Origin of the sequence: Streptomyces sp. NPDC096105, assembly GCF_044763335.1 — a bacterium.
Lineage (GTDB): Bacteria > Actinomycetota > Actinomycetes > Streptomycetales > Streptomycetaceae > Streptomyces.
This window is the reverse complement of record NZ_JBIWGC010000004.1, coordinates 47,712-73,421: the sequence shown is the minus strand read 5'-3', so window position 1 is coordinate 73,421 and position 25,710 is coordinate 47,712. Positions and strand designations below refer to the sequence as shown.

Here is a 25,710-nt window from a genome sequence, read left to right as displayed (position 1 = left end):
TACGCGCCGGACGTGAAGAGGAAAGAGGCCGCGCGTCCCCCCTCACCCGAACGGGTGTTGGACGCTGCCAGGAACGCAGCGTATGGCATGCGACTGACAATCGGGGAACGGAATACCCCGTGGATCGCGCACGGGCTCGGGCGTGCCGGCCGGGGGCGGCGGCGCGGCCACGGCGTCCGTTCGCACCGGACGCCGCTCAGGTGCTGTTCCGCCGGGCGCGGAGGTGGCGGGTGCCGAGGGCGGTCAGGGCGGCGAGGGTGACGAGGCCCGTGGTCAGGTTCACCACGAGGGGGGCCTGGGCGACGGACGTGACGACGTTGGCCACACCGCTGACGGCCACGAGGGCCCAGAGGGTCGTGCGGGTGGCGGAGTTGTCGGACGCCTTGGGGTGGGTGGTCGTCATGGCGGCTGCTCCCAGGAGGAGTTGGCGGGTGAAATCCGTACCCCCAACGCTAGGGATCCGGGCCCTTCCCGTCGCGCCGGTGGGCCCCCGAGCCGGCGGTACAGCAGGCTGTACCCCTCGTCCCCGATCAGAGCGGCCCCAGCCGCGCGCGCTCCATGAGGTCGATCACGTAGTGGACCAGTTCGACCGGCACCGTGGTGGCTGCCGCAGGCCGTGGGCCCGGATTTCCGAAGCGGAACAGGCGTGCCTCCTGCTCACGAACACCCGTGAGCAGGAGGCACGTAGCAGGGGAAGCTCAGCCCCGCGCCAGCAGCTCCAGCGTGTCGATCACCCGGTTCGAGAAGCCCCACTCGTTGTCGTACCAGGCGACCACCTTGATGTGGCGGCCGTCGACGCGGGTGAGGGCCGAGTCGAAGACGGACGACGCCGGGTTGCCGGTGATGTCCGAGGAGACCAGCGGGTCCTCCGAGTACTCCAGGACCCCGGCCAGCGGGCCCTCGGCCGCCGTGCGGTACGCGGCCAGCACCTCGTCGCGCGTCACGTCGCGGGAGACCGTCGTGTTGAGCTCGACGATGGAGCCCACCGGGACCGGCACGCGGATCGAGTCGCCCGACAGCTTGCCGTCGAGGTTCGGCAGCACCAGGCCGATCGCCTTCGCGGCGCCCGTCGTGGTCGGCACGATGTTCACGCCGGCGGCACGGGCGCGGCGCGGGTCACGGTGGGGGCCGTCCTGGAGGTTCTGCTCCTGCGTGTAGGCGTGCACGGTCGTCATGAACCCGTGCTCGATGCCGGCCAGGTCGTCGAGGACGGCGGCCAGCGGCGCGAGCGCGTTGGTGGTGCAGGACGCGTTGGAGACGATCGTGTGCAGCTCCGGGTCGTACGCGTCGGTGTTCACGCCGTACGCCAGCGTCACGTCCGCGCCGTCCGAGGGCGCGCTGACCAGGACCTTCCGTGCGCCCGCGTCGAGGTGGGCGCGGGCGGCCCCGGCCGAGGTGAAGCGGCCGGTGGCCTCCAGCACGATGTCGACGCCCAGGTCGGCCCACGGCAGCCGCGCCGGCTCGCGCTCGGCCAGCACCTTGATCCGGCGGCCGTCGACGACGAGGGTGTCGCCGTCGACGCTCACCGGGCGCCCGAGGCGTCCCGCGGTGCTGTCGAAGGCGAGCAGCCGGGCGAGGGCGGCCGGCTCGGTCAGGTCGTTGACGGCGACGACCTCCAGGCCGGTGTCGCGCTCCAGCAGGGCGCGCAGCACATTGCGTCCGATGCGGCCGAATCCGTTGATGGCGATGCGAGTCATGAGTGGTGTCCCTTCCTCTCGTCATCCAGGCTCGCGCGCCCGCCACGCCGCTGACAGTGGCGGGATCGCCATGGTTCACAAGGATCTTGCCAGCGGCCCTCACACCCTGCTGATCACTCGCCGCGCGTGAACGTGCGCCGGTACTCGCTCGGCGTCGTGCCGAGGATCCGCTGGAAGTGCAGCCGCAGATTCGCGCCGGTGCCGAGCCCGGTGTCCGCGGCGATCTGCTCGACGCTGCGCTGCGAGCGTTCCAGCAGCTCACGGGCCAGGTCGACGCGGGCGCGCATCACCCACTGCATCGGCGTGTACCCGGTCTCCTCGACGAACCGCCGGGAGAAGGTGCGGGGCGAGACCCCCGCCTGCCGCGCCAGCACCTCCAGCGTGAGCGGCTCGCCCAGCCGGTGCAGCGCCCACTCCCGCGTCGCGGCGAACCGCTCGCCCAGCGGCTCGGGCACGCTGCGCGGCACGTACTGCGCCTGGCCCCCGCTGCGGTACGGGGCCGCGACCAGCCGCCGGGCCGCGTGGTTGGACGCGGCCACCCCGAGGTCGCCGCGCAGGATGTGCAGGCACAGGTCGATCCCGGAGGCGGCGCCCGCCGAGGTGAGCACGCTGCCCTCGTCGACGAACAGCACGTTCTCGTCGACCCTGACGCGCGGGTACCGGGCCATGAGGGCGCGCGTGTAGTGCCAGTGCGTGGTGGCGCGCCGCCCGTCCAGCAGCCCCGTGGCGGCCAGCGCGAACGCGCCCGTCGAGATCGCGGCGAGCCGCGCGCCCCGCTCGTGCGCGGCGATCAGCGCGTCGACGACGGCCGGCGGCGGGTCCTCACGGTCGGGGAAGCGGTACCCGGGCACGAAGACGATGTCGGCCCACTCCAGCGCGTCGAGCCCGTGCGAGACGGCGTACGCGAGACCGTCGCCGCCGGTCACCAGGCCGGGCGCCGCCCCGCACACCCGCACCTCGTACGGCATGCTCGCGCGGGTCGTGAAGACCTGCGCGGGGATCCCGACGTCGAGCGGCTTCGCGCCCTCGAGCACCAGGACGGCGACGCGATGCGGACGGGGTGCGGGCACGGAGGAAGCGTACGCGGACGCGCCGGGTCCGGTCCCCGCCCGGCCGCCGCCGCCCCGTCCCGCCCACCCGTGCGCAGGGCGGGCGGGACGGGGCGGTGGGCCCGGAGTGCGCGGGCGGCTGCCGGAGCCGGCCGCCGTCGGCCGTCGGTCGTCGTGCGGTGTGCGGTGTGCCTCGCGCCCCGTCCTCACGGATGCATCCGCGCCCCCTTCAGCGCCTTGTCCACCGCGTTGCGCGGGCCGTGGACGGCGAGGCCGACCAGGTCGAGGTCGCTCGTGCGGACCGCGCGGACGGCCGCGCGGTTGGCCTCATCGTGGCCGGTCGCGAAGAGGTCCGAGGTGAAGACCGCGCGAGGCAGGGCGCGGCTCAGAGCCCGCTCGTGAGCCGCTTTCAGGACCTCCTTGGCGCCCTGGAGGACCAGCACCGGCTGGCGGAACATCGGCAGGTAGGGCACGCCGTCCGCGTCCTCGTACGGCTGCCCGATCAGCTCGGGGACCTGTGTGCCCAGGCCGCTGACCAGGAACGCGGTGACGTTGAGGCGCTGCCAGGGCTCCAGGTCCTCGCGCAGCAGGACGGCGATCTTCGTGTCGAAACGGGTGCTCGTGCTCATGCCGTGAGACTGCCGCCCGGGGCCGTCCCCGGTCTTGTACGTTGTTTGCATGCCCGCCCCGGCAGCCCCGCCCCCGGAACCAGCGCCGGCAGCGCCGTCGGCGAGCGTCTCCGCCTGGCGGCCCTCCGTCCCTGGTGTCGTCGAGGTGTTCCACGCCCGGTTCACCGGGTACGCCTATCCGATGCACGTCCACGACGCCTGGACGCTGCTGATCGTCGACTCCGGCGCCGTGCGGTACGACCTGGACCGGCACGAGCACGGCACCCCGGACGACACCGTGACCCTGCTGCCACCGCACGTCCCGCACAACGGCGAGCCGGCCACGGCCGAGGGCTTCCGCAAGCGGGTGCTGTACCTGGACTCCAGCCGGCTGGGCGACGACCTCATCGGGGCCGCCGTGGACCGCCCCGACCTGCGTGATCCCCTGCTGCGCAGGCGCGTCGGCCAGGTGCACTCCGCGCTGGTGCGGCCCGGGGACGAACTGGAGGCGGAGAGCAGGCTGACGCTGGTCGGGGAGCGGCTGCGCGCGCATCTGCGGTCACGGGAGACGGCCGCGCCCCGCCCGGGCCCCGTACTCGCCCGGCGGCTGCGGGAGTTGCTCGACGAGCGGGTGGCCGACGGGCTGACGCTGGCGGAGGCGGGTGCCGAGCTGTCCGCCCATCCCGCCCACCTGGTACGGGCGTTCAGCACCGCGTACGGCATCCCGCCGCACCAGTACCTGATGTCCAGGCGGGTCGGGCGGGCGCGGCGGCTGCTGCTGGACGGGTGGCCGCCGAGCGACGTCGCGGCCGCCGCCGGGTTCTACGACCAGGCCCATCTCACCCGGCACTTCCGCCGGCTGGTGGGGGTCACGCCGGGGCGGTACCGGAGCGGTGAACGCCCCTGAGGAACCAGGCCGGGGGCCTGGACACGCGGACCACCGGTGACGGACCGCCCCGCCGTCCGGAGCCGGCCGTGAGGTCCGGCCGGACGGCGGGGCGGTCGCGGTCACTTCACGTCGACGTAGTCAGCCGCCGACGTCGCGCCGCCCGTCGTGGCCGTCTGGCCGAACGTCCAGCGCCAGGAGCCGTCCGCGGTCGCCTTCACCGTGGTCCTCAAGGACCCGCTGGAGTTCGCCCGCACCGTCTTGACCGTCGTGTAGGCGGTGGCGCCCGCCTTGCGGAACTGGAGCCTGGCCGACACGTTGCCGTAGCCGGAGTAGGTGCGCTTCGCCCAGTCGGCGCGCGTCAGCTTGCCCGTGACGGTGAGCGTCCTGTTCTTGGCCACCGGCTCCGGGGAGGCGTTGACCGTGGCCCGGGCGGCCCGCTTGACCTGGAGGGTGCCCGAGTTGTTCAGGTACCCCCAGCTCATGGTCCCGCCCTTCTTGTGCAGGAAGGTGACGAACGCCAGCTTCCACGTCGTGGCGTCCTTGGCCGAGTCGAGGCTCTCGCGGGGCCGGATGCGCAGCTCGCCCTCGCAGTTCGCGGCACGCGGGCCGTCCTCGTAGCAGCGGATCATGTCGTGCTGGATGAGCTGGCCGCCCAGGCCCTCGAAGGCCTTGGCCGCCGTGGTCCCGTGGTACATGAACGGGTTGGCCGTCGCGGTGCTGATGGTGTACCCGGCGGGCCAGGTCACCCGGTAGCTGATCGTCGGGTACTTCGTCTCGGTCGTGCCCACGACCATGGGCCTGCCGTTGTTCACGACCACCTTCGACACTCTGATGCCGGTGTCGGCGGCCTGGGCGGGCTGAGCGGTCAGCGCCCCGAGGGCGATCGTTCCGCCGAGCACCGCCGCCAGGGCGGATCTGCCTGTGCGCATGCACGTCCTCTTATGCATGGGACCCCTGTGTCCAGGGCCCGGATCGCGGCAGGCTAACAGCCCGTCCTCGCGCGCCCGTTCGGACCCCCACCGGGGTACGGCCGCCGGGCTCACCGGTCCGGCGGGCGAGGTGCGTGCCCGTGGCGGAGGGCGCGGCCCTGGGGTGGTCAGCCGGCCGAGGGCCGCTGCAGCAGGTGGGTGAAGGCGTCCAGGTTGCGGGTGGACTCGCCGCGTGACACGCGCCAGGCGTACTCCTTGCGGATCGCGGAGGCGAAGCCCAGCTCCAGCAGGGTGTTGAAGCTGCCGTCGGCGGCCTCCAGGACCTGCCCGAGCAGCCGGTCGAGCTCCTTCGGGGTGACCGCGGGCAGCGGCAGGCGGCCGGTGACGTAGATGTCGCCGAGCGGGTCGACGGCGTAACTCACGCCGAACAGCTTGAGGTTGCGCTCCAGCAGCCAGCGGTGGACGCCGGCCTCGTTCTCGTCGGGGTGGCGGATGACGAAGGCGTTGAGGGAGAGGGTGTGCCGGCCGACGATCAGGGAGACCGTCGTGGACAGTTTCCGGGTGCCGGGCAGGGTCACCACGTAGGTCCCGGGGGCCGGGCTCTCCCACTCCAGCTCGGCGTCCTTCAGCACGTCCTCGACGACCTGTGCCGCCCGCCGCTCCGCTTCCGTGTCAGCCATGGTGGGAGCGTACGTGACGGCGGTGGGCCTGGGCCGCGGCCGTGTACACGTCGGCGGTGGCGGCGGCCGCGGTGTCCCAGCCGAACGACTGGGCGTGCCGGGCGGCGGCCTCGCCCATCCGGGCGGCGAGCTCCGGCCGGTCGGCGAGGTCCCGCAGCACGTGCGCGTAGGCGGCCGGGTCGTGGCCCTGGATCAGGAAGCCGGTCTCCCCGTCGCGCACGGCGACCGGGAGGCCGCCGACCGCGGCGGCGAGCACGGGGGTGCCGGAGGCCTGCGCCTCTATGGCGACCAGCCCGAACGACTCGCTGTACGACGGCATGACCAGCACGGACGCGGCGCGGAACCAGTCCGCGAGCTCCTCCTGCCCGACCGGCGGGTGGAAGTGGACCACGTCGGCGATGCCGAGCCGGGCGGCGAGCTTCTGCAGCCCCTCCGGCTTGGCGAGGCCGCTGCCGCTGGGGCCGCCGACCACGGGCACGCAGACGCGGGAGCGCAGCTCGGGACGGTCGGCGAGCAGCACGGCCACCGCGCGCAGCAGCACGTCGGGGGCCTTGAGGGGCTGGATACGGCCGGCGAAGAGCGGGATCAGCGCGTCCTGGGGCAGGCCCAGGCGGGCGCGGGCGGCGGCGCGGCCGTCGGCGGGGCGGAAGCGGCCGAGGTTCACACCGGGGTGGACGACGGCGACCTTGCCGGGGTCGGCGGCGTAGTGGCGGACGAGTTCGCCGGCCTCCTCGGCGGTGTTGGCGATCAGCCGGTCGGCGGCGGAGACGATCTGGGTCTCGCCGATCACGCGGGCGGCGGGCTCGGGCGTGTCGCCGTCGGCGAGGTTGGCGTTCTTGACCTTGGCCATGGTGTGCATGGCGTGCACCAGGGGGACGCCCCAGCGCTGGGCGGCCAGCCAGCCGACGTGGCCGGAGAGCCAGTAGTGCGAGTGGACCAGGTCGTAGTGGCCGGGGCGGTGTCCGGCCCAGGCCTGCATCACGCCGTGGGTGAAGGCGCAGAGCTGGGCGGGCAGGTCCTCCTTGGCCAGGCCCTCGTAGGGGCCCGCGTCGACGTGCCGGACGAGGACGCCGGGGGCGAGCTCGACGACGGGCGGGAGGGCGGCCGTGGTGGCCCGGGTGAAGATCTCCACCTCGATGTTGATCGCGGCGAGGCGCTGGGCCAGCTCCACGATGTAGACGTTCATGCCGCCCGCGTCGCCGGTGCCCGGCTGGTGCAGCGGCGAGGTGTGCACGGAGAGCATCGCCACGCGGCGGGGCCTGCGGTGCAGCCGCAGCCGCGACGGGGTGGCGGGGGAGCGCCGCCCGAGCCTCGCGATGTAGTGGCTCACGTGGCGTTCCTCCTCGCTGCGAGCACGGCTGAGTGAGGGGCGTACGGCCCTCGGGGGCGTCAACGTCGGAACGCCTCGTTCCCATTTCCGGGGGACGCCGTCGACGGCGGTCTTTACCGAATCATTGCCTTGCCCGGCTCAACCGTTCGACCGGGCGGAGCGTGGCCGTGGCGGCGCACGCGCCGCGGTCCCGGGGCGGGCACCCCCGTACCCTCGTCCCCATGACACCGCGTCCCGCCTCCGCCCCCGTGGGCACGGTGACGCGCGGCACCACCAACCCGAACCGGCTGCGCCGCATGGACCGCTGGATCGCGGCCGCGCACGGCGCCGAGCTGCGCCGCGCCGCCGACCCGCTCGCCGTCGACCTCGGCTACGGCGCCGCGCCCTGGACCGCGCTCGAACTGCTGCACCGGCTGCGCACCACGGCGCCCCGCACCCGGGTGGCGGGCGTGGAGATCGACCCGGCCCGGGTCGCCTCGGCGCGGCCGTACGAGCGGGAGGGGCTGGTGTTCCTGCGCGGGGGCTTCGAGATCCCGGTGCCGGGCAGTCCGGTCCTGGTCCGCGCGGCGAACGTGCTGCGCCAGTACGACGAGGGGGAGGTCGCCGGCGTATGGCGGCGGCTGTGCGCGCGGCTCGCGCCGGCCGACCCGGCGGCCGGCACGCGCGGCGGGCTGCTGGTCGAGGGGACCTGCGACGAGATCGGACGCCGGCACGTGTGGGTCGCGCTCGGCCCCGAGGGCCCGCGCACGGTCACCTTCGCGACCCGGCTCGGCTCCCTGGACCACCCCTCCGACCTGGCGGAACGCCTGCCCAAGGCGCTCATCCACCGCAACGTCCCCGGCGAGCCGGTGCACACCTTCCTCCGCGACTTCGACCGCGCCTGGGCGGCCGCCGCGCCCTACGCCTCCTACGGCGCGCGCCAGCGCTGGATCCGCGCCGTGCGGGACCTCACGGCCGACTGGCCGGTGACGGACGGTCCGGCGCGGTGGCGGCAGGGGGAGGTCACCGTGCGGTGGGGGGCGTTGGCGCCGCGAGGGTGGTGAAGCCGCCGCGACGCCGGGCTCCCGCACCCCGCCGGCCGGGAACGATGTCCCCCGGCCGTTCGTCACACCGGCGGGACGACGGTCGTCCAGGGGCCGGCGGGACGGAGGGGGCGTCGTCCACACCCCCTGTCGTTTCGCGCTCCGGCATGGCAGCATCCCGGCAGGGACAAGTTACTGACGATTAACCAGGCGGGGGTGCACGCATGGGGGCAGGCAGGCGCAGAGTGCTGACGGCGGCCGTGACCGTGGTCTGCGCGGTCACCGTACTGGCCGCGCCCGGTGCGGCGTTCGCGGCCCCCGCTCCCCCGCCGGACCCGGGCGCGACCGCGAGCGTCACCGTGGTCACCGGCGACCAGGAGCTCGAGGCCGTCCGCAAGAAACTCGAAAGCCTCTACCGCGCGGCCGCCAAGGCCACCGACGAGTACAACGCGGCCGAGGAGAAGGCCCGGCAGCAGACCGCGCAGGTCGCCCGGCTGGCGAAGCGGATCGCCGAGGGCCGGGAGAAGCTGGCCGGCCTCAAGGACCGCGCGGGCGCCGCGGCCGCCGCGCAGTACCGCAGCGGCGGGCTGCCGCCCGAGGCGCACCTGATGCTGAGCGACGACCCGCAGGATTTCCTGGACGGCGCCGACCGGGTCCGTCAGGGCCAGCACGCGGCCAAGGGCCTGATCGGGGAGATGACCCGCACGCAGGAGGACTTGGAGCAGTACGCGCAGGACGCGCGGGAGCAGATGCGGAAGCTGGAGGCGGGCCGCAAGGCCAAGGCCGCGGCGCAGCAGCGGATCGAGAAGCGGATCGAGGCGGCCGAGAAGCTGGAGGCCGAGCTCGAGCAGGAGGAGAAGGAGCGGCTGGCCCTGCTGGAGCGGCAGGCCGCCGCCCGCGCCCAGGCCACCTGGCTGAGCTCCGGCGTCCTCGACGACGTCACCTCGAAGGCGACCGCGCAGGGCCGCGAGGCCGTGGCGTACGCCACGGCGCAGATCGGCAAGCCGTACCAGTGGGGCGCGGAGGGGCCGAACACGTTCGACTGCTCCGGACTCACCTCGCGGGCCTGGCTGGCCGCGGGGAAGGCCATCCCGCGCACGTCGCAGATGCAGTGGCAGCAGCTGAAGCGCGTCGACGTCAAGGACATGCGGCCCGGCGACCTCATCATCTACTGGGCCGACGCCAGTCACGTCGGGATGTACGTGGGCGACGGGACGATGGTCCACGCGCCCCGCCCCGGACGGACGGTGACCCTCGCCGGGGCCGGTTCGATGCCGATCCTGGGCGTCGTACGGCCCGACCCCGCCGTGGAGTGACGCCCGGGCCGTGGAGTCGCCGCGCCGTCGGGCCCCAACGGCCCGGTGACACGGGCCACGTGACCCACCGCACGTGGATCTCGTGGCCGACGCCCCGTGGACGTGACGTTCGTCATCCCCACAGCGCCTCCGGCCTGTCCAACTGCGGCAGCAAACGCGGCATATGACAGCGGCCGTTGGCCGGGCGGCGTGGCTCGCACCATTCCGCTGCGGCGCGGTCACCCGCTATCGTCCCCGTTCGAAGGGGCATCCCCTGTCCGCTCACGCCAGACGCACGCGGGGGGCAGGGCCGAGATCCGTCGCCCCCGCCATGCCCTCGGGGGGAGGGAAGGAACCCGGAACCATGCCCGCACCCGTACCGCGGCAGAGAGCGACCCCGGCCGCGGAAGGCGGTCAGGGGGCGGCCGCCGCACCGGACGAGTCCGCACAGGAGTCGCCCGGGAACCGGACGACGGCCCCCGCGGCCACCCCGTCCGACGCCGCACCGGCGAAGACCCAGACCGCCACACCCGCCCAGCTCACCCTGCTGCTCATCGAGAACGACCCGGGCGGCACGCCGATCGTGCCCGACCTGCTCGACCAGGCCGGGCGGCCGATGCGCGTCCGCACCGCCCGCAACCTCACCGAGGCCGAGCGGCTGCTGACCGACGACGTCCACTGCATCCTGCTGGACCTGGCGCTGCCCGCGCCCGGCCGGACGGACGACGGCGACGAGCTGGCCGTGCTCCGGCACGTCCTGGAGCTGGCGCCCCGGCACGCCGTCCTCGCCCTCACCGGCGCGGACGACACCGAGCGCGGCGCCGAGGCCGTACGGGTCGGCGCGCAGGACTACCTGGTCCGCGACGAGCTGGACGGCCGGCTGCTGAGCCGCGCCATCCGCTACGCGGTGGAGCGCAAGCGGTCCGACTCCGCGGAGCGGCGGCTCGCCGAGGGCCGGCTGCGCGCCCAGGAGAACCGCCGGCTGGAGCGCGGCCTGCTGCCGACACCGCTGCTGGACGGCTCCCCGCTGCGGTTCGCCGCCCGCTACCGGCCCGGCCGCTCCCGCGCCCTGCTCGGCGGCGACTTCTACGACGTGGTCCGCACGCCCGACGGGACCGTGCACGCCATGATCGGCGACGTCTGCGGGCACGGCCCGGACGAGGCGGCGCTCGGCGTGGAGCTGCGCATCGCCTGGCGGGCGCTGACCCTGGCCGGGCTGTGCGGGGACCAGCTGCTGAGCACGCTGCAGCAGGTGCTGGAGCACGAGCGCCCGGACGACGAGATCTTCGCGACGCTGTGCACGGTGGACATCGCCCCCGACGGCCGCCGGGCGGGCCTGTGCCTGGCCGGCCACCCGTCGCCGCTGCTGGCCGCCCCGGGCATGCCCGCACGGCTGCTGCCGTACGACGACAACGGTCCGGCGCTCGGGCTGCTGCCGCGCGCCCGCTGGCCGCGGACGCAGGTGGAGCTGGGCGCCGAGTGGAGCCTGATGCTCTACACCGACGGTCTGATCGAGGGCCGGGTCGGCGACACCGGGGAGCGGCTCGGCCAGGACGGCATGGTGGAGATGATCCGCCGCCGGATCGCCGAGGGCCTGAGCGGCGAGGCACTGCTGCGCACCGCCGTCAACGAGGTCCGGGACCTCAACGGCGGCGAGCTGACGGACGACGTGGCGGTGCTGCTGCTGGACCGGGCGCGCTGAGCGCCCTCCGGGTCTTCCCGGCCCCGGGCGGCGGGGGTCTCCTGCTCAGCGTCCGCCGTTGTACGGGCCGTAGGGGCCGTCGCTGCTGGAGCCCTTGCGGCTCCGGCCGCCGCCGGACAGACCGCGCAGCGCCGGGCGCACGTCGACCATGTACACGATCGTCGCGATCAGGCCGATGATCGGCAGGAACGACAGGATGTTGAAGATCAGGTTCACCACGAAGGCGAGACCCAGGATGATCAGCCAGAACGGCTTGGTCTTCTTGTCCGCCGCGCGGTAGGCGTCCTCACGGCGCGTGGCGGCGTCGATCAGCGCGAAGCCGCTGAACAGGATCAAAGCCATGCTCAGCAGCCACAAGAAATTAGCGAAGCCCTGCATCAGCACTACGTCCACCACCCGTGATCGGCTCGTCCACCGCGCCGTCGTCCTTGTCGCGCCGCCGGTGGGCGCCACGTCGTCTTCCCGCCGTCACCGTACCCGCATCCGCCGGCCGGATACCCGGTGAACGGGCCGGGCACCGCACACGTGCCCGGCCCGTGCCGTTCCGTCCCGCTTCAGCGGGGTCCCGCGCCGCTCACTTCGCGGGCGGGGTCGTCTTCTTCGCCGTGGCCTTGCGGACCTCCGGGGCCTTCTTCGCGGCGGGCTTCCTCGCCGCCGGCTCCGTGGCCGCGGCGGGCTCGCCCCGCTCCGCCCCGGCCGGCTTCTCCCCGGTCCCGGCCGGGGCGGGCGCGGGCTTCGGATCGGCCGACGGCTCGACGGCCACGGCGATGTCCTCGATGCCCTCGGCGGCCTCGCCGCGCCAGGTCTTCACGGCCTGCTCGCCCTGCTCGGCGAGCTTCTCGTAGGCCTCGCGGGCCTTGACCGCGTACTCGGCGGCGACGCCCACACTGCGCAGCGCGAGGTCCTGGGCGGTCTCGCCGAGCTTCTTCAGGTCGGTGTCGATCGACCCGAACAGCTCGTTGGCCTTGGTCTGCAGGGTCTCCTGCGTCTCCCGGACCCGGACGGTCACCCGCTCCTGAACGGCCTTGGGGTCGGTGTTGCGCACGGCCTCGATGCGGGCCGGGGCCTCGGTGCGCAGCTGCTCCACCAGGGCCGGCACCTTCTTGGCCTGCTGCAGCGCCAGGTCGGCGGTGCCGGCGGCGAAGTAGAGCGGCTTGGGGTCGCTGAGGGTCTTGCGCAGGTCGTCGGTGATGGCCATGGTGAAGGTCCTCCCGGATGTCGTTTCGGCTGAGGGTCTGTGTGGTCCGCGGCGGACGGCCGGTGCCCTGGCCGGCTCAGCCGGCCGTCCGCCGCGGACCGCTGTCGTCGTCGCCGGCCTCGCGGCCGGGGCGTTCGGCGGGTCTGCCGCCCTTGCCGGCGGAGGCCTCCGTACCCGGCTCGGGCCCGGCGGGATCCGCCTCACCGTCTTCGCCGCCCCCGAATCCGTTCTCCTTGCGGAAGGATTCGTAGATCTGGAGGAGCACCTGCTTCTGGCGCTCGTTCAGCGTGGGATCGGCGAGGATCACGGCGCGCGTCTCGACCTCGTCCCGGTCGCGCTCGGCGTCGAGGATCCCGGCGCGGACGTACAGCGTCTCGGCGGAGATGCGCAGCGCCTTGGCGACCTGCTGGAGCACCTCCGCGCTGGGCTTGCGCAGCCCGCGCTCGATCTGGCTCAGGTACGGATTGGACACCCCGGCGGCGTCGGCGAGCTGCCGCAGCGACAGCTGCGCGTTGCGCCGCTGCTCGCGCAGATACTCACCGAGACCGCCGACGTTCAGGGATGCCATGTCTCCCACCATGACGCACCGCGCTAACAATTGCAAGCAACCTGCTTGCAAGAGTGCGCTCGCGCGCGGCGCGGCCCGCTGTTGACCTTCACCTCGGGGGAGCGCCCAGCATCGGTGGGGCCGGGCGACGGGCCCGGCACGAGGAGGGACGTACATGGAGCTGCTGACCATCGGGGCGTTCGCGAAGGCGTCCTCCGGGTGCTCACCGGCGCCCCCGGGCCCGAGGTGGCGGTCCGCGGACTCGTCGCCCTCGCCGACGAGTCGGGCGGTCCCGACAACGTGAGCTGCGTCGTCGCGGACGTGGTGGAACAGGCGTAGGCACCGCCGTCGTCCGCCGTGTTCGCGGGGCCGGTGCGGGCCCCCGCCCGCACCGGCCCCGCGTCCGGCACGATGAGGCATGCTTCCGGACCACTGGCACCTCACCACCGACGTCGAGGACTTCCTCACCCGAGCCGGGGACTTCCTCCGCTCGCGACCCGCCCTGCACACCACACCGCTGACGGACATCGAGAAGCTGCGCCTCCCCGGCGCGGGCGCCTCCGTCCTCGGCCGGCTGGAGACGGAGGGCACGGTCCGCGCGGTCTGCTACCTCACCCCGCGCGGCCGTCTCGGCCTCACCCCGCTGACCGCCGACGGCACCGGCGCCCTCGCCGCCCGCCTGGCCGCCCTCGGCCACTCCCCCGCCCAGGTCATCGCCGACCAGGACACGGCCGCCGCCTTCGCCGCGGCCTGGCAGCGGCACACCGGCGCGGAGCCGGCCCCGTTCTGGCGCACGCACCTCTACCGTCTCGGCACGCTCACCCCGCCCCGGCCGCATCCGGAGGGCCGGGCCCATGTCGCGGGGGCGGCGGACCGCGACCTCGTGGTGCGCTGGTGCCGGGACTTCTGCGTCGAGGTCGGGGAGCAGCCGTCCATCGACCTGATCGACGCCGGCGCCTGGACCGCGTCCCGGTTCGGCGACCGGCACTTCACGTTCTGGAAGACCCCGGACGGCACCCCCGTCTCCATGACGGCCGTCACCTCGGTGGTCGGCGGCATGGTCCGCGTCGACCCCGTCTACACCCCGGCCCGCTTCCGGGGCCACGGCTACGCGGGCGCCGTGACGACCGAGGTGAGCCGAGCCGCGCTGCACGCCGGCGCGACGGACGTCGTCCTCTACGCGGACCCGGACAACCCCACGAGCAACGCCCTGTACCGGCGCCTCGGTTACGTCCGCCTCGCCGACTGCGCCGGATACCGGTTCTCCGGAGGGGGCCCGGCGTGAGGCGAGCGGGAGACCCGGTGGCCCCCGCGGCCGTCCGGCGGCCGGACTTCCCGGGTGACGTCGCTGCACGACAACGAGATCGCCGTGGACGAGAGCCTCGTCCGGACGCTGCTGCGGGCGCAGTGCCCGCGATGGGCCGGCCTGCCCTTGCGGCCCGCGGGCGCGGGCACGGACAACACCCTGGCCCTCGACACCCCGACCTGGCTCCGCGCCCGCGCCCGGGCCATCGCGGTCGCCGTCGCCGGCATCCCGTACCACTGGCACACGTTCCCGGCCTTCGCCCTGGAGTGCCGCAGCCGCCTGGAGGCGATCCTCGGGGACGCGGCGCCGCGCCGAGCGGGCCTTGCCGTGCCCGCACGAACCCGTCAGGCGGATGCGGACGCCCCCGGCCGGCACACTCGGCACACTGAACCCCATGACGCTCACCGACGCCGCCAAGGCCGATCTGCACCGCTACCTCCAGGAGGCCCGTGACGCGCTGCTCTGGAAGCTGGAAGGGCTGTCCGAGTACGACGTCCGGCGGCCGTTGACGCCGACCGGGACCAATCTGCTCGGGCTGGTGAAGCATGCCGCCGGAGTCGAACTCGGTTACCTCGGGGACACGTTCGGGCGGCCGTCCGGGGAGCCGCTGCCGTGGCTCGCGGAGGGCGCGGAGGCCAACGGGGACATGTGGGCCACGCCCGACGAGACGCGTGCCGACATCGCCGGCCTGTACCGGCGGGCCTGGGCGCATGCCGACGCGACCATCGGGGCGCTCCCGCTGGACACGGTGGGCACGGTGCCGTGGTGGCCCGAGGACCGGAACGAGCTGACCCTGCACCACGCCGTGGTCCGCGTCGTCGCCGACACCAGCCGGCACGCGGGCCACGCCGACATCCTGCGCGAGCGGCTGGACGGCGCGACGGGCGAGCGGCCGGGCGCCACCGGCCTTCCCTCGGCGGACCCGGCCTGGTGGGCGGCCTACCGCGACCGGCTGGAGCGGGCGGCGCGCGCCCACGCGCCGAGCACGGGCACGCAGCGCTCGGCGAAGTACTCGTAGTCCTCGCCGGTGTTGTAGACGTGCGCGGACAGCCGTACGTAGCCGGTGCCGCCGAAGGCGGTGAACGCGGCCTCGACGCCCAGTTCCGCGGCCACCCGGTCGCGCAGGGCGTCCGCGGCGACCCGGCTGTCGGCCAGCCCGTCCGGCAGCCGCACCAGCCGCATGCCGGGCACCGGCATCCCGACGTCCACGCGGGCGTCCTCGCCGGTCAGTTCGGTGACGGCGGCGGCCACGACCCGCTCGCCGTACCCGGCCAGCTCGTCCATGTAGCGGCGGGCTCCGTCCCAGCCCCAGGTGCTGCCGACGAAGTCCAGCGCGGTCTGCGCGGCGAGGTGACCGGTGGCGTCGAGGGTGCCCTGCTGGTCGAACCGGTCCGGGTACGGACCGGGCGCGCCCCAGGAGTCGATCAGCGGGTGCAGGCCGTCCCGCAGCGGGCCGCGGGCGACCAGGGCGGCGGTACCGCGCGGGGCGCAGGCCCACTTGTGGAGGTTGCCCGTCCAGAAGTCGCAGGTCAGCCCGGCGAGGGGCGCGGCGAGCAGGCCGGGCGCGTGGGCGCCGTCGACGAGCAGCGGGACACCGCGCCGGGCCGCCTCCGCGCCGATCCGCTCCACGGGGAGCCGGCGGGCGGTCGCGGAGGTGATCTGGTCGACGACCAGGAGACCGGTGGCGTCACCGACCTCCGCCATGACCGCCTCGTACGCCTGCTCCTCGCCCGCGTCCAGCGGCACCCGGGCGGTGCGCACCCGGCCGCCCCAGCGGCGGGCGAGGCGTTCGGCGCCCATGGTGACGGCGCCGTAGCCGTGGTCGGTGACGACGATCTCGCCGCCGGCCCGCCGCTCGAGGTTCGCGTGGACGACGCTCGCCCCGGCGCTGGCGTTGGGCACCAGGGCGAGGTCGCCCGCGTCGGCGCCGAGGAACGCGGCGAGTCCGGCGCGGGCCGCCGCGATCCGCCCCGGCAGCTCGGGGAACCACACCACCGGCGCCCGCTCCATCTCCGCCCGCAGCGCGTTCTGCCGCTGCTGGGCGACGAGCGGGACGGCGCCGAAGGAGCCGTGGTTGAGGTGGCGCAGGGCGGGATCCAGCGTCCACGCTCCCACCGCCGGCCGGCCGTCGGCCAGCAGCAGGGGGCGGGGCGCGGTGCTGACGTCGGTCTCGCTCACATGACTCCCATCCGCGAGGGACATCGGACCCTCGGGAGACCCGGAGGGCAGGACATCTGATGACCAGGGATGCTGGCATGGCGTTTTCGGTCACAACAAGGTGTGTGAGCGACTGGAGATCAGATGACCCTGAGCTGTTTCCCCGAGTACATCTGATCTCCCGGCCGCTGCAGTCCGCTCGGGCGGGGGCCGGCGGACACGGTCCGTCCGGGGAGGCACTGGATGCCGGCAGTCGACGAGGCTTTCCACGGCCTGCTCCACAAGGCGGTCCGGCGCCGGGGGCCGGGCTCCGCCCGGGGCGGACCTCTGCGAAGAACCCGGCGGCTCGCGGGTCTCGTTGCGCGAGGCGGTGCGGGCGCCGGCGGCGCTGGGAGCGGTCGAGCCGCGCCACGGACCGGGCACGTACGTCCCGCGGCTCCGCCCCCGGGGCCTGATCGGCAGCCTGCCCTTGACGTCGCAACTCCCGTTCCCGCCGGCCCTTCCGGATGCCTGCGGGATCCGGCGTGTTCCGGAGGCCACGGGGCGGTGAAGGCGGCGGCCCGGGCGCCGCGGAGGCGCATGTCGTGCAGACGGAGCGGTGGCTGCGGGTGTCGACGCCGCCGGTGGAGGACGAAGAGGGCCGAGCGGCCGGGGCCGTGTCAGAACGGCAGGGGCCGCGCCCGCACCACCTCCAGGCGGGACACCGCCCGGGTCAGCACCACGTACAGCCGGTGCAGTCCGCGCTCCTCGGCCTCGGCGATCGCGGCCGGCTCCACCGCCACCACGTGGTCGTACTCCAGGCCCTTGACGACGCTCGCCGGTACCACGCTGACGCGCTCCTCCGGTGTCTCCGGCCCCGCGGCCTCGACCTCCGCCTCCGCCCATGCCCGCCGCAGCAGGGGCACGTCGGCGTCCGCCGCCACGACGCCGACGGATCCCTCCCGCTCCAGGGCCTCCCGTACGGCGGCCACGACCGCGTTCGGCACCTCCGCGGGGTCCGCGACGACCCGGTCGCGCACCTCGCCGTCCGGGCGCAGGGAGCGGGCCGCCGGAACGTTCACGTCCAACCGCCGCAGCAGCCGGTTGGTCAGCTCCACCACCGCCCGCGGCACCCGGAAACCGGTGGTGAGCGGCGTGACGGCCGCACCGGGACGGCCCAGGTGGCCCAGTTGCTCGGGCCAGGAGCGCGCCGCCCAGGGAGTCGTGCCCTGCGCCAGGTCGCCCAGCACGGTGAGCGACCCGAAGGCGGCCCGGCGGGCGATGGCCCGGCACTCCATCGGGGACAGGTCCTGCGCCTCGTCGACCACGACGTGTCCGTATCCCTCGGGGTGTTCGATCAGTCCGGCCGCCTCGTCGAGCAGCAGCAGATCGGCGGCCGACCAGACTGCCGACCGCCACGACCGCGGCGGGCGCGCCCACAGCAGGGCGCACTGCTCCTCCGCGTCCAGAATCCCGTCGGCCGCACGCCCCAACGGGTCGGCGTCCGACAGCAGTTCCGCCACCACCTGCTCCGGCCGCACGTCCGGCCAGACGGCGTCCACGTACGCCGACACCGGCCGCGCCCGCCCGAGCCGGCGCACCCAGGCGGCGCCGCGCGGACCGCTGCGCCGCTCGGCCTGCTCCCGTACCGCCCGCACGATGCGGGCCCGCACCCGCTCCCGCCCCACGGCGTACGGCGGGGCCTCGTCCAGCACGCCGGCGACGATCCGCGCCAGCGCGTCCCCGTCGACCCGCCACCGGTAGGAGCCGTCGGACACGGCCAGCGAGTCCTCATGGCCGGTGCGCACCCGCGCGTACAGCGCTCGGCGCAGCACCTCCGCCATGCGAGTGCCGTGCTTGACGAGGGCGGTCCGCTCGTCGTCCTCACCGGTCGCCGGGTGCCGGGCGATCTCCTCGGCGAGGGTCGACTGCCGTACGCCGGTCTCGCCGAGGGAGGGCAGGACCTCGGCGATGTAGGTGAGGAAGGTCCGGTTCGGTCCGAGGACGAGGAGTCCGTCACGCCGCATGCGCCGCGGGTGCGTGTAGAGCAGGTAGGCCGCCCGGTGCAGGCCGACGGCGGTCTTGCCGGTGCCGGGGGCGCCCTGCACGCACACCGTGCGGCCCGGGTCGCCGCGTACGAGGTCGTCCTGCTCGGGCTGGATGGTGGCGGCGATGTCCCGCATCGGGCCGACGCGCGGCCGCTCGATCTCCCGGGCGACGATTCCGCTGACCCGGTCCTCGCCCCGCTCCAGGTGCTCGTCCTCCAGGCCGGTCAGGTCGCCGGAGTCGCCCTTGCTGCCGGGCGCCCAGCCGAACCGCCGGCGCACGACCACGCCCTGCGGGTCGCGGGCGGACGCCTGGTAGAAGGTGCGGGACACCGGCGCCCGCCAGTCGACGACGAGGGGCGGGGAGGCTGGGTGTCCGGTGATCCGCAGCCGCCCGATGTGGTAGCTCTGCCCGGCGTGGTCGGGCTCGCCCCGGCCGAAGTCCAGGCGTCCGAAGAACAGCGGGCCGGGCGGCAGTTCGCGGAGCTCCTTGGCCCGGCTGCGCAGACGGTGCCCGAGGACCTCGGCGTCGGCGCCGGACGCGGAGACGTCCTCGCCGGTGGTCACCTGCTCGTCGGCGCCCCCGGTCATGGCGGCAAGGGCCTCACGGCAGCGGTCGTGGTGGGCGCGTTCCTGGTCGAGGGCGTGCTGCGGTACGGAAACGTCAGACGTCATTCACCCGAGCGTAGCAAGAAAAGCAATCGAGTAACGTTTTTTACTCGGTCACCCATGCGGGCAGGCCCCGCGCCAGCGCCCCGAACGCCCGCTCCGCCGCGGTCACCGCCTCCTCGCGCACGTCGTCGAGGCGCTCGCCCGCCGCGATCCGCCGCCAGTTCTCCTGCGCGAGGATCCGCCGCACGGCGATGATCTGCCCGGCGGCCAGCCGGGCGTCGAGCCCGCCCCCGAGCGCCTCGGCCAGCGCCTCCTCGGTCCGCTCCAGTTGGCCGTACAGCCGGGCGACCAGGGAGGGTGTGCCGTACAGCAGCGTGTGAAAGGCGAGCACCTCGGGATCGTCGTTGAGCCCGGTGACGGGATCGCACCGCTCCAGCCCTTCCAGGAAGTGGCGCCGCAGCGCTTCGAGGGGCGTCGGCCCCTCCCGCACGACCCGCGCGGGCTCCTCCTCGTGGTCCGCGATCCGGTACAGGACGAGGTCCTCCTTCGCGGGGAAGTACCGGAAGAGCGTGGGCTTGGAGATCTCGGCCGCGGTGGCCACCTCCGCCACGGACACCGCGTCGAACCCCCGCTCCAGGAACATCCGGATCGCGATGTCCGACACCGTCCGGTACATCCGCCGCTTCTTGCGCTCCCGCAGGCCGATCTCGCTCATGCGGCGAGCCTACGCACCGCCAGGGCCGTGCCGGCCTCAGACCAGGGCGCGGGCAAGACAGGGATCGGCCGTGGCCCGGACCGGAAGGCCGAGCGCCCCGCTGGCGACCGCCAGGGTCACCGCGTACGAGGCGACCGCGCGGCGGACGTTCGGGGCGTCGAGGCTCGCTCCGGTGACGATGCGGTCGAGGTCGACGTAGGCGGAGCGGACGGTCTCCAGCCGCCGGTACACCTGCCAGTCCTTCCGCCAGCCGCGCGTGTACGCGGCCGGGAGGGTGCGTTCCCAGCGGCGGAACATGCGGTCCCGGATCTCCGGGCGGGTCGGGGTGAGGTGCATGTGCCGGACCAGGTCGTACAGGGGGTCCCCGATCAGCGCCATCTCCCAGTCGATGATGGTCAGTCCGCCGCCCCGGCGGACCAGGTTCCACGGGTTGAGGTCGCCGTGCAGCAGGGAGGCCTCCCGGTGGCTGACTTCCTGCCGGGACAGGATCTGGTGCAGCCGCCCGGCGTCCGGGAGCCCCAGTCGCCGGGCGATCCGCTGCGTCTTCTCGGGCAGTTCGTCCACGAGGCGGACCAGCTCGTCCTTGAGCCAGCGGTGGAAACCCGGCTCGCCCGCCGTCGGATCGAGCTGTCCGTAGTCCACCCGGGTCAGGGCGCAGAGCTGGTCCACCAGCCCGTCCGCCTCGTGCGGCAGCAGGCCGTGCACGGGGTGGTCCGGGGGACGGTCGACGTCCTCCGGGCCCATGTAGGTGTGGATGGCGAAGTGGTCGTTCGGGTACGTCTCACCGAGCGCCAGGGCCCTGGGCGCGTGCACGGCGACACCCGCCCGCTCGATGCCGCGCAGCACGGCGTGCTCGCTGAGGAAGTGCGGCTCCCGCCGGGTGACGTCGGGCAGCCTGCGCCGTACGACGACGGGGTGACGGACCCCTGGAACGCGCACGACGGTGTTGAGGTGGGCCGTGCCCTTGAACACCCGGCCGGCCGGCGCCGCGCCCTCCACCGACAGGGCGTCGAGGACCGCGCCCTCACCGAAGTCCTCCGGCAGAGGCAGGCGCCGGTCCGGGGACCACCCGGCGACCTCCGCGCCGCGCACCCCGCGTGACGCCAGCCAGCGGAACAGCGCCCGCTCGATCTCCTTCGGCCCGGGCACGCTCCGCAGGCCGAGCGGACGCGCGGCCGCGCGCAGCGCCCGGTCCACCTCCGCCGTCGCCTCGTCCAGGTTCTTCCGCGTGTACGCCTGTTCCAGGGACTGCGCCGCCCGCATCACGTCCGGGAACACGGACTGCGCGCGCTCGAAGTCGAGGTAGTGCGGGAGATCCTTGGCCAGCCCGTTGACGGCTGCCGGGCGGACACGGCGCACGGCCTCCTCCCAGGCGCCGATGACCTCCGGCCACTGACCCTCGGGGTAGTGCATGCGCACGAGGTGGGTCGCCAGGTCGTGGAGGGGATCGCCGTACGTCGCCAGCTCCCAGTCGACGCAGACGAGGGGGAGCGAGCCGCCGTAGGAGACGATCACGTTGTCGCGGTGCAGGTCGGCGTGGAGCAGGCTGTACGGCCGCCGTGTCATGGCGGGGGTGCGCTCGGCGAGCCGGACCAGGGCGTCCTCCGGGATGCCGAGCGCCGCGAACAGTCCGCCGAAGGCGGTCCAGTTGGGCCGGCGGATCTGCCGGTCCGCGAGGTGGGCGAGGGTGCGCAGGAAGGCCTGGCTGTCGGTGTCGTTACCGGGCCAGTGAGGCGGCAGGGGCGGCAGGGCGCTGCGTCTGACCCGTGTCAGCCGGGCGAGCTGTCCGACCAGCGCCCGCATGAGCAGGGTGTCCAGGGGCTTTCCGTTGGCGCAGACGCTGGACAGGGGAACGCCTTCCACATAGCTGTGGACGGCGAAGCCCGGGCCCTTCGCGAGGCACTGCGGCACGTGCGGCAGCACGCCCTCGAGCGCCCCGAGGATCTCGTCCTCGTCGTCCCAGGTCCTGATCACCACCGGCAGGGCCTCGGCCCGGCGGACGCGCACCGTCACCGGCGTCCCCGGCTCACGGCCCAGCAGGCGCGCCTCCGGCTCCCGCACCGGCAGCACGTGGTTCTGGTTGTGGTGACCGCTGGTGGTCGTACCGCACCAGGTGGCGCGTTCCACGAAGCTGCGGAGCCGCTCGTCCGGCGTGGTGGGCGCCCCGGGGGCCGGTCGGGGAAGAGGTGGTGCGCCCACTGGCCGCTCCGTGACGTACGAGGGAGACACAAATGACGGTAGGCACGCGGCCTCCGTTCCCGCACGCGGAAGTCAACCGCATGCTGTCCGGCGCCGGGCCGGGGGGTGTCACCCACGTGCCCGAAGGTACGGAAGCCCGTTCCGGTCGCCGATGTGCTCCCTGGTACGAACGGGGGAAGGGCTGGGCTCGATCGGTGGCCGGATCGTACAGCACCTCCGTCACGCGGGGAGGAAGCCGCGACGGACGCGCTCCGGCCGGAGCCGGACACGGGCGCCCGCCGCGCTGGTGCTTCAGACCCGGCCCGCCTCCCGCACCGCCTTCAGCACCGGCTCCAGCGAGCCGACGATCGCCCCCGCCCCCGCGTCCCGCAACAGCTTGTGCTTGCGGTCGTTGCGGGCGTAGCCCAGGAACGGCACGCCCACCGCCCGCGCCGCCTGGAGGTCGGACGGCGTGTCGCCGATCATCAGGGCGGCCGACGGGGCGGCGCCCATCGCGTTCAGGGCGCGGCGGAGGCAGTGCGGGTGCGGCTTGAGGTACTGGAGTTCCCGCGTGCGGCCGTAGAGGTGCGGGGCGAAGCACGGCAGGGCACCCCGCGAGGTGAGGTACTCACGCACCACGCGCGGGGAGTTGTTGGTGGTGACGGCCAGGCGGGCGCCCACCGCCGTCCAGGTGCGGACCAGCGGATCGGCATAGGGCGTGGGCCTCGCCGAGGCGGCGGCCTTCAGCTCCTCCTGGGTGAGACGTTCCTCCAGTTCCGCGACGAGGTCGCTGCCGGGGTGCCGGCGGTCCACGGCGCGCAGGACGGCGTGCGGGTCGAGGGACTCGCGTTCGGTCTCGTCGAGCAGGCCGTGCAGCCCCTGCCCCTCCAGCCACTCCACCAGGTCCCGCGCCACCCGCTCGGCGGAGTGGCCCGCGAACAGGCGGCAGACGGGGCCGTCGAAGTCCCACAGCACGACGCGGGCACCTTCGATCAGGTTCCGCAGGTCGTTCGGTTCCGTCTCGGTCCCGGCTGTCACCGCTTCGGTCTGCTGCGTCTCAGAAGTCACCAGGAGAGTGTCAGGTCCGTCGTGATGGTTTCCCAGAGGGCGTCGAACCACTTCTGGGATTCCTCCACGAACGCCTGGTCCCGCCGGCCGGCCCGCTTGGCGAAGGAGAAGAGGAGGGACGCGGAGCCGAGGGCGTCGTACATCTCCAGGGTCTGGCTCTCCCACTCCTCCTCGCGCCGGGTCAGCATGTAGTAACCGATCAGCGCCTCCTCGTCGTTGAGCAGGTACAGCTTGACCGGCGGGGTGAAGGGCAGCGCGCGGAAGGACACGTGCACATCGATGCCGTGCGTGGCGCGCAGGGCCTGCAGGTTGTGCTGGAGCACGCGGGCCTGGGAGTTGCGCTGGGCCAGCCAGCGCTCGTGGACCGGGTCCTCGTCGCCCGCGTCGCGGCCGTCGACCGGCACGGGGAAGGCGAGGTTGATCCGCCGGGACGGCAGCATGATGCGCACGTCGATCGCCTCGGGGCGGATGCGGCCCTCGTGGATGTGCCGGACCGGTTCGCCCACCGCCAGCATGAAGCTCTCCGCGGTGAGGCATACGGCGTCGATCCGCACGCGGGGCGTGGAGAACGCCTCCGTCAGCCGCGGCGCCAGCCCCGCCATCGTCGGCTGGGGCTCCTCCCGTGCCGGTGCGGGCGCGGCGATCCGGGGCGGGCTGCCCTTGCTGACGTTGCTGAGGAGCCCGTCGTCCTGGAGGGCGCGCAGGGCCTGGCGGACGGTGCCGCGCTCCACGCCGAACTCCTCGGCCAGCTCGGCCTGTGTGGGCAGCCGGTCGCCCGCCTTCAGGTCACCCCTGCGGATGCGTTCCCGCAGGATGTCGGCGATCTCCTGGGCCGAGAGCCTGCTGCTGCCGTTCACTGACACGTTCTCCTGGGCCACGGCCAAACGCTACAACTGTGATCCATCTAAAGGGAGTTGTTTGAAAGTTGTTTATGAGCAGGGGCCAAGTGGGGACAACTTCAGTGAAGTTGGTTGCCAACTTGGCGGAGTTGGCGGAAGTTAGCGTTCCGTTTGCTCGGCCGTCGGCCGTCGGCCGTCGCCGCCACGGGGCCGCCCGCACCGTCACCCCGTTCCACCGTCTCTGCCCGAAGGGGGTACACCATGCCCGTCATCGCCCTGATCTCCGCCGTCGTCGTCGTCACCGTCGAGCAGCTCGTCCAGTGGAGGTACGGCGCGGCCGGCCTCCTCGGCCTGCTGCTGGTCACCGTGGGCATCCACGCCAACCGGCCCGGCGTCAGCTCCGCCGGAGCGGTGCTGCTCGCACTGCTCGTGACCCGCCCCGCCCTGTGACCGGGCCGCCCCGGCCACCAGGGGGCCGCGGCCGGCCCGGCCGAACCGCTGCGGGAGACGTCAGTCCGTGAGCTCCAGCTCCGAACTGATCGTCTCCCACAGTGCGTTGAACCACAGCCGGGACTGCTCGACGAAGGCCGTGTCGCGCCGCCCGGCGCCCCGCTCGAAGGCGAACAGCATCGACCGCATGCCCTGCGTGTCGTACGTCGGCAGGCTCTCCCGGCCGATCTGCGCCTCGCTGCGGGCCACCGTGTAGTAGGCGAACAACGCCTCGGCGTTGTTGAGCAGGTACAGCTTCACCGGCGGGGTGAAGGGCAGCGCGCGGAAGGTCACGCGCACGTCGATGCCGTGCGTGGCGCGCAGGGCCTGCAGGTTGTGGCGGAGCACCTGCCCCTGGGCGTTGCGCTGGGCCAGCCAGCGCTCGTGCACCGGGTCCTCGTCCCCCCGCCGCCCGCCGACCGGCACCGGGAAGGCCAGGTCGATGTTCCGGCTGGGCAGCAGGACGCGGACGTCGACCTTGGCCGGTTTCAGTCGCCCCGTGTGGATCTGCCGCAGCGGTTCGCCGATGGCGAGGGTGAGGGAGACGGCGGTCAGGCAGACGGCGTCGATCTCCACGTGGTCCGCCTCGAAGGCGGCCGTCATCCGGGGCGCGAGCGCCACCGTGGTGGGCTGCGGCGGGGCGGCGGGGCCCGCCGGGGCCCGGTCGGCGCGGTCCGCGACGGTCGCGGGCGCCCCCTTGGAGACGTTGGTCAGCAGGTGTTCCGACTGGAGGATGCGCAACGCGCCCCGCACGGCCTGCCGCTCGACGCCGAACTCGGCGGCCAGCTGTGCCTGCGTGGGCATGCGCTGGCCCGGCCGCAGCGCTCCGGACCGGATCCGGGCGCGCAGCTCGTCGGCCACCTCACGATGCGTCCGCTGTGGCCGCTGCGGCTTCTTCCGTCCATGGACGGAGGCGTGTTCCGGCTCCACGGCCAAACACTACAACTTCCCGCCATCTTCCGGCAGTTCCTCAGAGGGTGGTTATAGGACTCCTCCAAGTGGAGATAACTAAAAGCAAGTTGGTCACCAACTTGCCCAACCTGGCAGACCCACAGAGGGGTTGGCTCACCAGGAGGGCGAGGGGGGAGGCCACCGGACAAAGGGGGACCGCCATGCCGCTCGCCGCCGTCGTCGTCGCCGCCCTGGCCATCGGGTTCGAGCAGCTCGTCCAGTGGAGGTACGGCCCGATGGGGATCATCGCCTTCGTCGCCCTCACCGTGGGCATCAAGGCACGGAACACCATGATCGGCGGCATCGGCGCGGTCATCCTCGTGATGCTCTTCGCCCAGTCCGGCTGACGGCACTCCGCACGGACCGCCGGCCGGGCTCCCTTCCGGAGGGGAGCCGGGAGCCCGCCGACGGCGCACCACCACCAC

The 25,710-nt window shown here is 74.0% G+C and carries 25 protein-coding genes; 8 read left to right on the top strand and 17 right to left on the bottom strand.

All coding sequences use genetic code 11. The annotated features are described in order from the left end of the window. Positions 1-196: 196 nt before the first annotated feature. The 4 genes from ACIQ8B_RS08155 to ACIQ8B_RS08140 form a co-directional block, all read right to left on the bottom strand. On the bottom strand, positions 197-403 hold the full coding sequence (locus tag ACIQ8B_RS08155) for a hypothetical protein (RefSeq protein WP_403546151.1): 207 nt from the start codon (positions 401-403) through the stop codon (positions 197-199). A gap of 295 nt (positions 404-698) precedes the next feature. Next, complete coding sequence (gene gap / locus ACIQ8B_RS08150; RefSeq protein WP_106413616.1) at positions 699-1,697, bottom strand: type I glyceraldehyde-3-phosphate dehydrogenase; 999 nt, start codon at positions 1,695-1,697, stop codon at positions 699-701. 113 nt (positions 1,698-1,810) lie between these two features. Beyond that, complete coding sequence (locus ACIQ8B_RS08145; protein WP_106413615.1) at positions 1,811-2,767, bottom strand: GlxA family transcriptional regulator; 957 nt, start codon at positions 2,765-2,767, stop codon at positions 1,811-1,813. A gap of 185 nt (positions 2,768-2,952) precedes the next feature. Next, positions 2,953-3,375 (bottom strand): DUF2000 family protein, encoded by a 423-nt coding sequence (locus ACIQ8B_RS08140; RefSeq protein ID WP_403546148.1) that lies wholly within the window; start codon positions 3,373-3,375, stop codon positions 2,953-2,955. A 49-nt stretch (positions 3,376-3,424) separates the two neighbouring features. On the opposite strand from ACIQ8B_RS08140, the gene ACIQ8B_RS08135 reads away from it, so the two are divergent. Next, positions 3,425-4,261 carry an AraC family transcriptional regulator gene (locus ACIQ8B_RS08135; RefSeq protein WP_403546146.1) on the top strand — a complete coding sequence of 279 codons (837 nt, stop codon included), beginning with the start codon at positions 3,425-3,427 and terminating at the stop codon, positions 4,259-4,261. Positions 4,262-4,362: 101 nt separating this feature from the next. On the opposite strand, the gene ACIQ8B_RS08130 is transcribed toward ACIQ8B_RS08135, so the two are convergent. The 3 genes from ACIQ8B_RS08130 to mshA all read right to left on the bottom strand — a co-directional run bounded on the left by ACIQ8B_RS08130 (position 4,363) and on the right by mshA (position 7,182). Then, the gene (locus tag ACIQ8B_RS08130) at positions 4,363-5,172 is read right to left on the bottom strand and encodes a hypothetical protein (protein WP_403546144.1); all 810 of its coding nucleotides are present in this window, start codon (positions 5,170-5,172) and stop codon (positions 4,363-4,365) included. A 167-nt stretch (positions 5,173-5,339) separates the two neighbouring features. Then, a complete protein-coding gene (locus ACIQ8B_RS08125; RefSeq protein WP_403546142.1) occupies positions 5,340-5,852 on the bottom strand; it encodes a YbjN domain-containing protein in 513 nt (170 codons plus the stop codon). Further along, the gene (gene mshA, locus ACIQ8B_RS08120) at positions 5,845-7,182 is read right to left on the bottom strand and encodes a D-inositol-3-phosphate glycosyltransferase (RefSeq protein WP_403546140.1); all 1,338 of its coding nucleotides are present in this window, start codon (positions 7,180-7,182) and stop codon (positions 5,845-5,847) included. Before mshA ends, ACIQ8B_RS08125 begins: the two co-directional genes overlap by 8 nt. 221 nt (positions 7,183-7,403) lie before the next feature. On the opposite strand from mshA, the gene ACIQ8B_RS08115 reads away from it, so the two are divergent. From ACIQ8B_RS08115 to ACIQ8B_RS08105, 3 genes are all read left to right on the top strand, one after another. After that, positions 7,404-8,225, top strand: coding sequence for a class I SAM-dependent methyltransferase (locus ACIQ8B_RS08115; protein ID WP_403546138.1), 822 nt, complete (start codon positions 7,404-7,406; stop codon positions 8,223-8,225). Positions 8,226-8,428: 203 nt separating this feature from the next. Next, positions 8,429-9,520, top strand: coding sequence for an NlpC/P60 family protein (locus ACIQ8B_RS08110; RefSeq protein ID WP_403546136.1), 1,092 nt, complete (start codon positions 8,429-8,431; stop codon positions 9,518-9,520). A 343-nt stretch (positions 9,521-9,863) separates the two neighbouring features. Next, positions 9,864-11,201, top strand: a complete 1,338-nt coding sequence (locus ACIQ8B_RS08105) for a PP2C family protein-serine/threonine phosphatase (protein ID WP_403546134.1) — start codon at positions 9,864-9,866, stop codon at positions 11,199-11,201. Positions 11,202-11,246: 45 nt separating this feature from the next. Here ACIQ8B_RS08105 and ACIQ8B_RS08100 read toward each other — a convergent pair whose 3' ends face one another. The 3 genes from ACIQ8B_RS08100 to ACIQ8B_RS08090 form a co-directional block, all read right to left on the bottom strand. Beyond that, positions 11,247-11,579, bottom strand: coding sequence for a DUF2516 family protein (locus tag ACIQ8B_RS08100; RefSeq protein WP_290001865.1), 333 nt, complete (start codon positions 11,577-11,579; stop codon positions 11,247-11,249). Between the two features lie 196 nt (positions 11,580-11,775). Next, the gene (locus ACIQ8B_RS08095; protein ID WP_403546132.1) at positions 11,776-12,399 is read right to left on the bottom strand and encodes a hypothetical protein; all 624 of its coding nucleotides are present in this window, start codon (positions 12,397-12,399) and stop codon (positions 11,776-11,778) included. 76 nt (positions 12,400-12,475) lie between these two features. Further along, complete coding sequence (locus ACIQ8B_RS08090; protein ID WP_290001676.1) at positions 12,476-12,967, bottom strand: helix-turn-helix domain-containing protein; 492 nt, start codon at positions 12,965-12,967, stop codon at positions 12,476-12,478. A 397-nt stretch (positions 12,968-13,364) separates the two neighbouring features. On the opposite strand from ACIQ8B_RS08090, the gene ACIQ8B_RS08085 reads away from it, so the two are divergent. Both ACIQ8B_RS08085 and ACIQ8B_RS08080 read left to right on the top strand, forming a co-directional pair. Beyond that, on the top strand, positions 13,365-14,231 hold the full coding sequence (locus tag ACIQ8B_RS08085; RefSeq protein ID WP_403546129.1) for a GNAT family N-acetyltransferase: 867 nt from the start codon (positions 13,365-13,367) through the stop codon (positions 14,229-14,231). Positions 14,232-14,646: 415 nt separating this feature from the next. Then, the gene (locus ACIQ8B_RS08080; RefSeq protein ID WP_403546127.1) at positions 14,647-15,270 is read left to right on the top strand and encodes a DinB family protein; all 624 of its coding nucleotides are present in this window, start codon (positions 14,647-14,649) and stop codon (positions 15,268-15,270) included. Here ACIQ8B_RS08080 and ACIQ8B_RS08075 read toward each other — a convergent pair. The 6 genes from ACIQ8B_RS08075 to ACIQ8B_RS08050 form a co-directional block, all read right to left on the bottom strand. After that, positions 15,192-16,430, bottom strand: coding sequence for an aminotransferase class V-fold PLP-dependent enzyme (locus tag ACIQ8B_RS08075; protein ID WP_290001682.1), 1,239 nt, complete (start codon positions 16,428-16,430; stop codon positions 15,192-15,194). The two genes, ACIQ8B_RS08080 and ACIQ8B_RS08075, sit on opposite strands and share 79 nt — an antisense overlap. Positions 16,431-17,068: 638 nt before the next feature. Further along, positions 17,069-19,108: a HelD family protein gene (locus tag ACIQ8B_RS08070; RefSeq protein WP_403546125.1), complete on the bottom strand. Its 2,040-nt coding sequence runs from the start codon at positions 19,106-19,108 to the stop codon at positions 17,069-17,071. Between the two features lie 40 nt (positions 19,109-19,148). Next, on the bottom strand, positions 19,149-19,760 hold the full coding sequence (locus tag ACIQ8B_RS08065; RefSeq protein WP_403546123.1) for a TetR family transcriptional regulator: 612 nt from the start codon (positions 19,758-19,760) through the stop codon (positions 19,149-19,151). 36 nt (positions 19,761-19,796) lie between these two features. Further along, positions 19,797-21,959 (bottom strand): aminoglycoside phosphotransferase family protein, encoded by a 2,163-nt coding sequence (locus ACIQ8B_RS08060; RefSeq protein WP_403546121.1) that lies wholly within the window; start codon positions 21,957-21,959, stop codon positions 19,797-19,799. Positions 21,960-22,250: 291 nt separating this feature from the next. Beyond that, positions 22,251-23,006 (bottom strand): HAD family hydrolase, encoded by a 756-nt coding sequence (locus tag ACIQ8B_RS08055; protein WP_403546119.1) that lies wholly within the window; start codon positions 23,004-23,006, stop codon positions 22,251-22,253. Beyond that, positions 23,003-23,890 (bottom strand): GntR family transcriptional regulator, encoded by an 888-nt coding sequence (locus ACIQ8B_RS08050; RefSeq protein ID WP_403546117.1) that lies wholly within the window; start codon positions 23,888-23,890, stop codon positions 23,003-23,005. Before ACIQ8B_RS08050 ends, ACIQ8B_RS08055 begins: the two co-directional genes overlap by 4 nt. 216 nt (positions 23,891-24,106) lie before the next feature. On the opposite strand from ACIQ8B_RS08050, the gene ACIQ8B_RS08045 reads away from it, so the two are divergent. Then, entirely contained in the window at positions 24,107-24,295 is a 189-nt protein-coding gene (locus tag ACIQ8B_RS08045; RefSeq protein ID WP_290001693.1) for a hypothetical protein, read from the top strand. Between the two features lie 60 nt (positions 24,296-24,355). On the opposite strand, the gene ACIQ8B_RS08040 is transcribed toward ACIQ8B_RS08045, so the two are convergent. Continuing rightward, a complete protein-coding gene (locus ACIQ8B_RS08040) occupies positions 24,356-25,270 on the bottom strand; it encodes a winged helix-turn-helix domain-containing protein (protein WP_403546114.1) in 915 nt (304 codons plus the stop codon). A gap of 176 nt (positions 25,271-25,446) precedes the next feature. On the opposite strand from ACIQ8B_RS08040, the gene ACIQ8B_RS08035 reads away from it, so the two are divergent. After that, complete coding sequence (locus ACIQ8B_RS08035) at positions 25,447-25,632, top strand: hypothetical protein (protein ID WP_403546112.1); 186 nt, start codon at positions 25,447-25,449, stop codon at positions 25,630-25,632. Positions 25,633-25,710 lie beyond the last annotated feature (78 nt).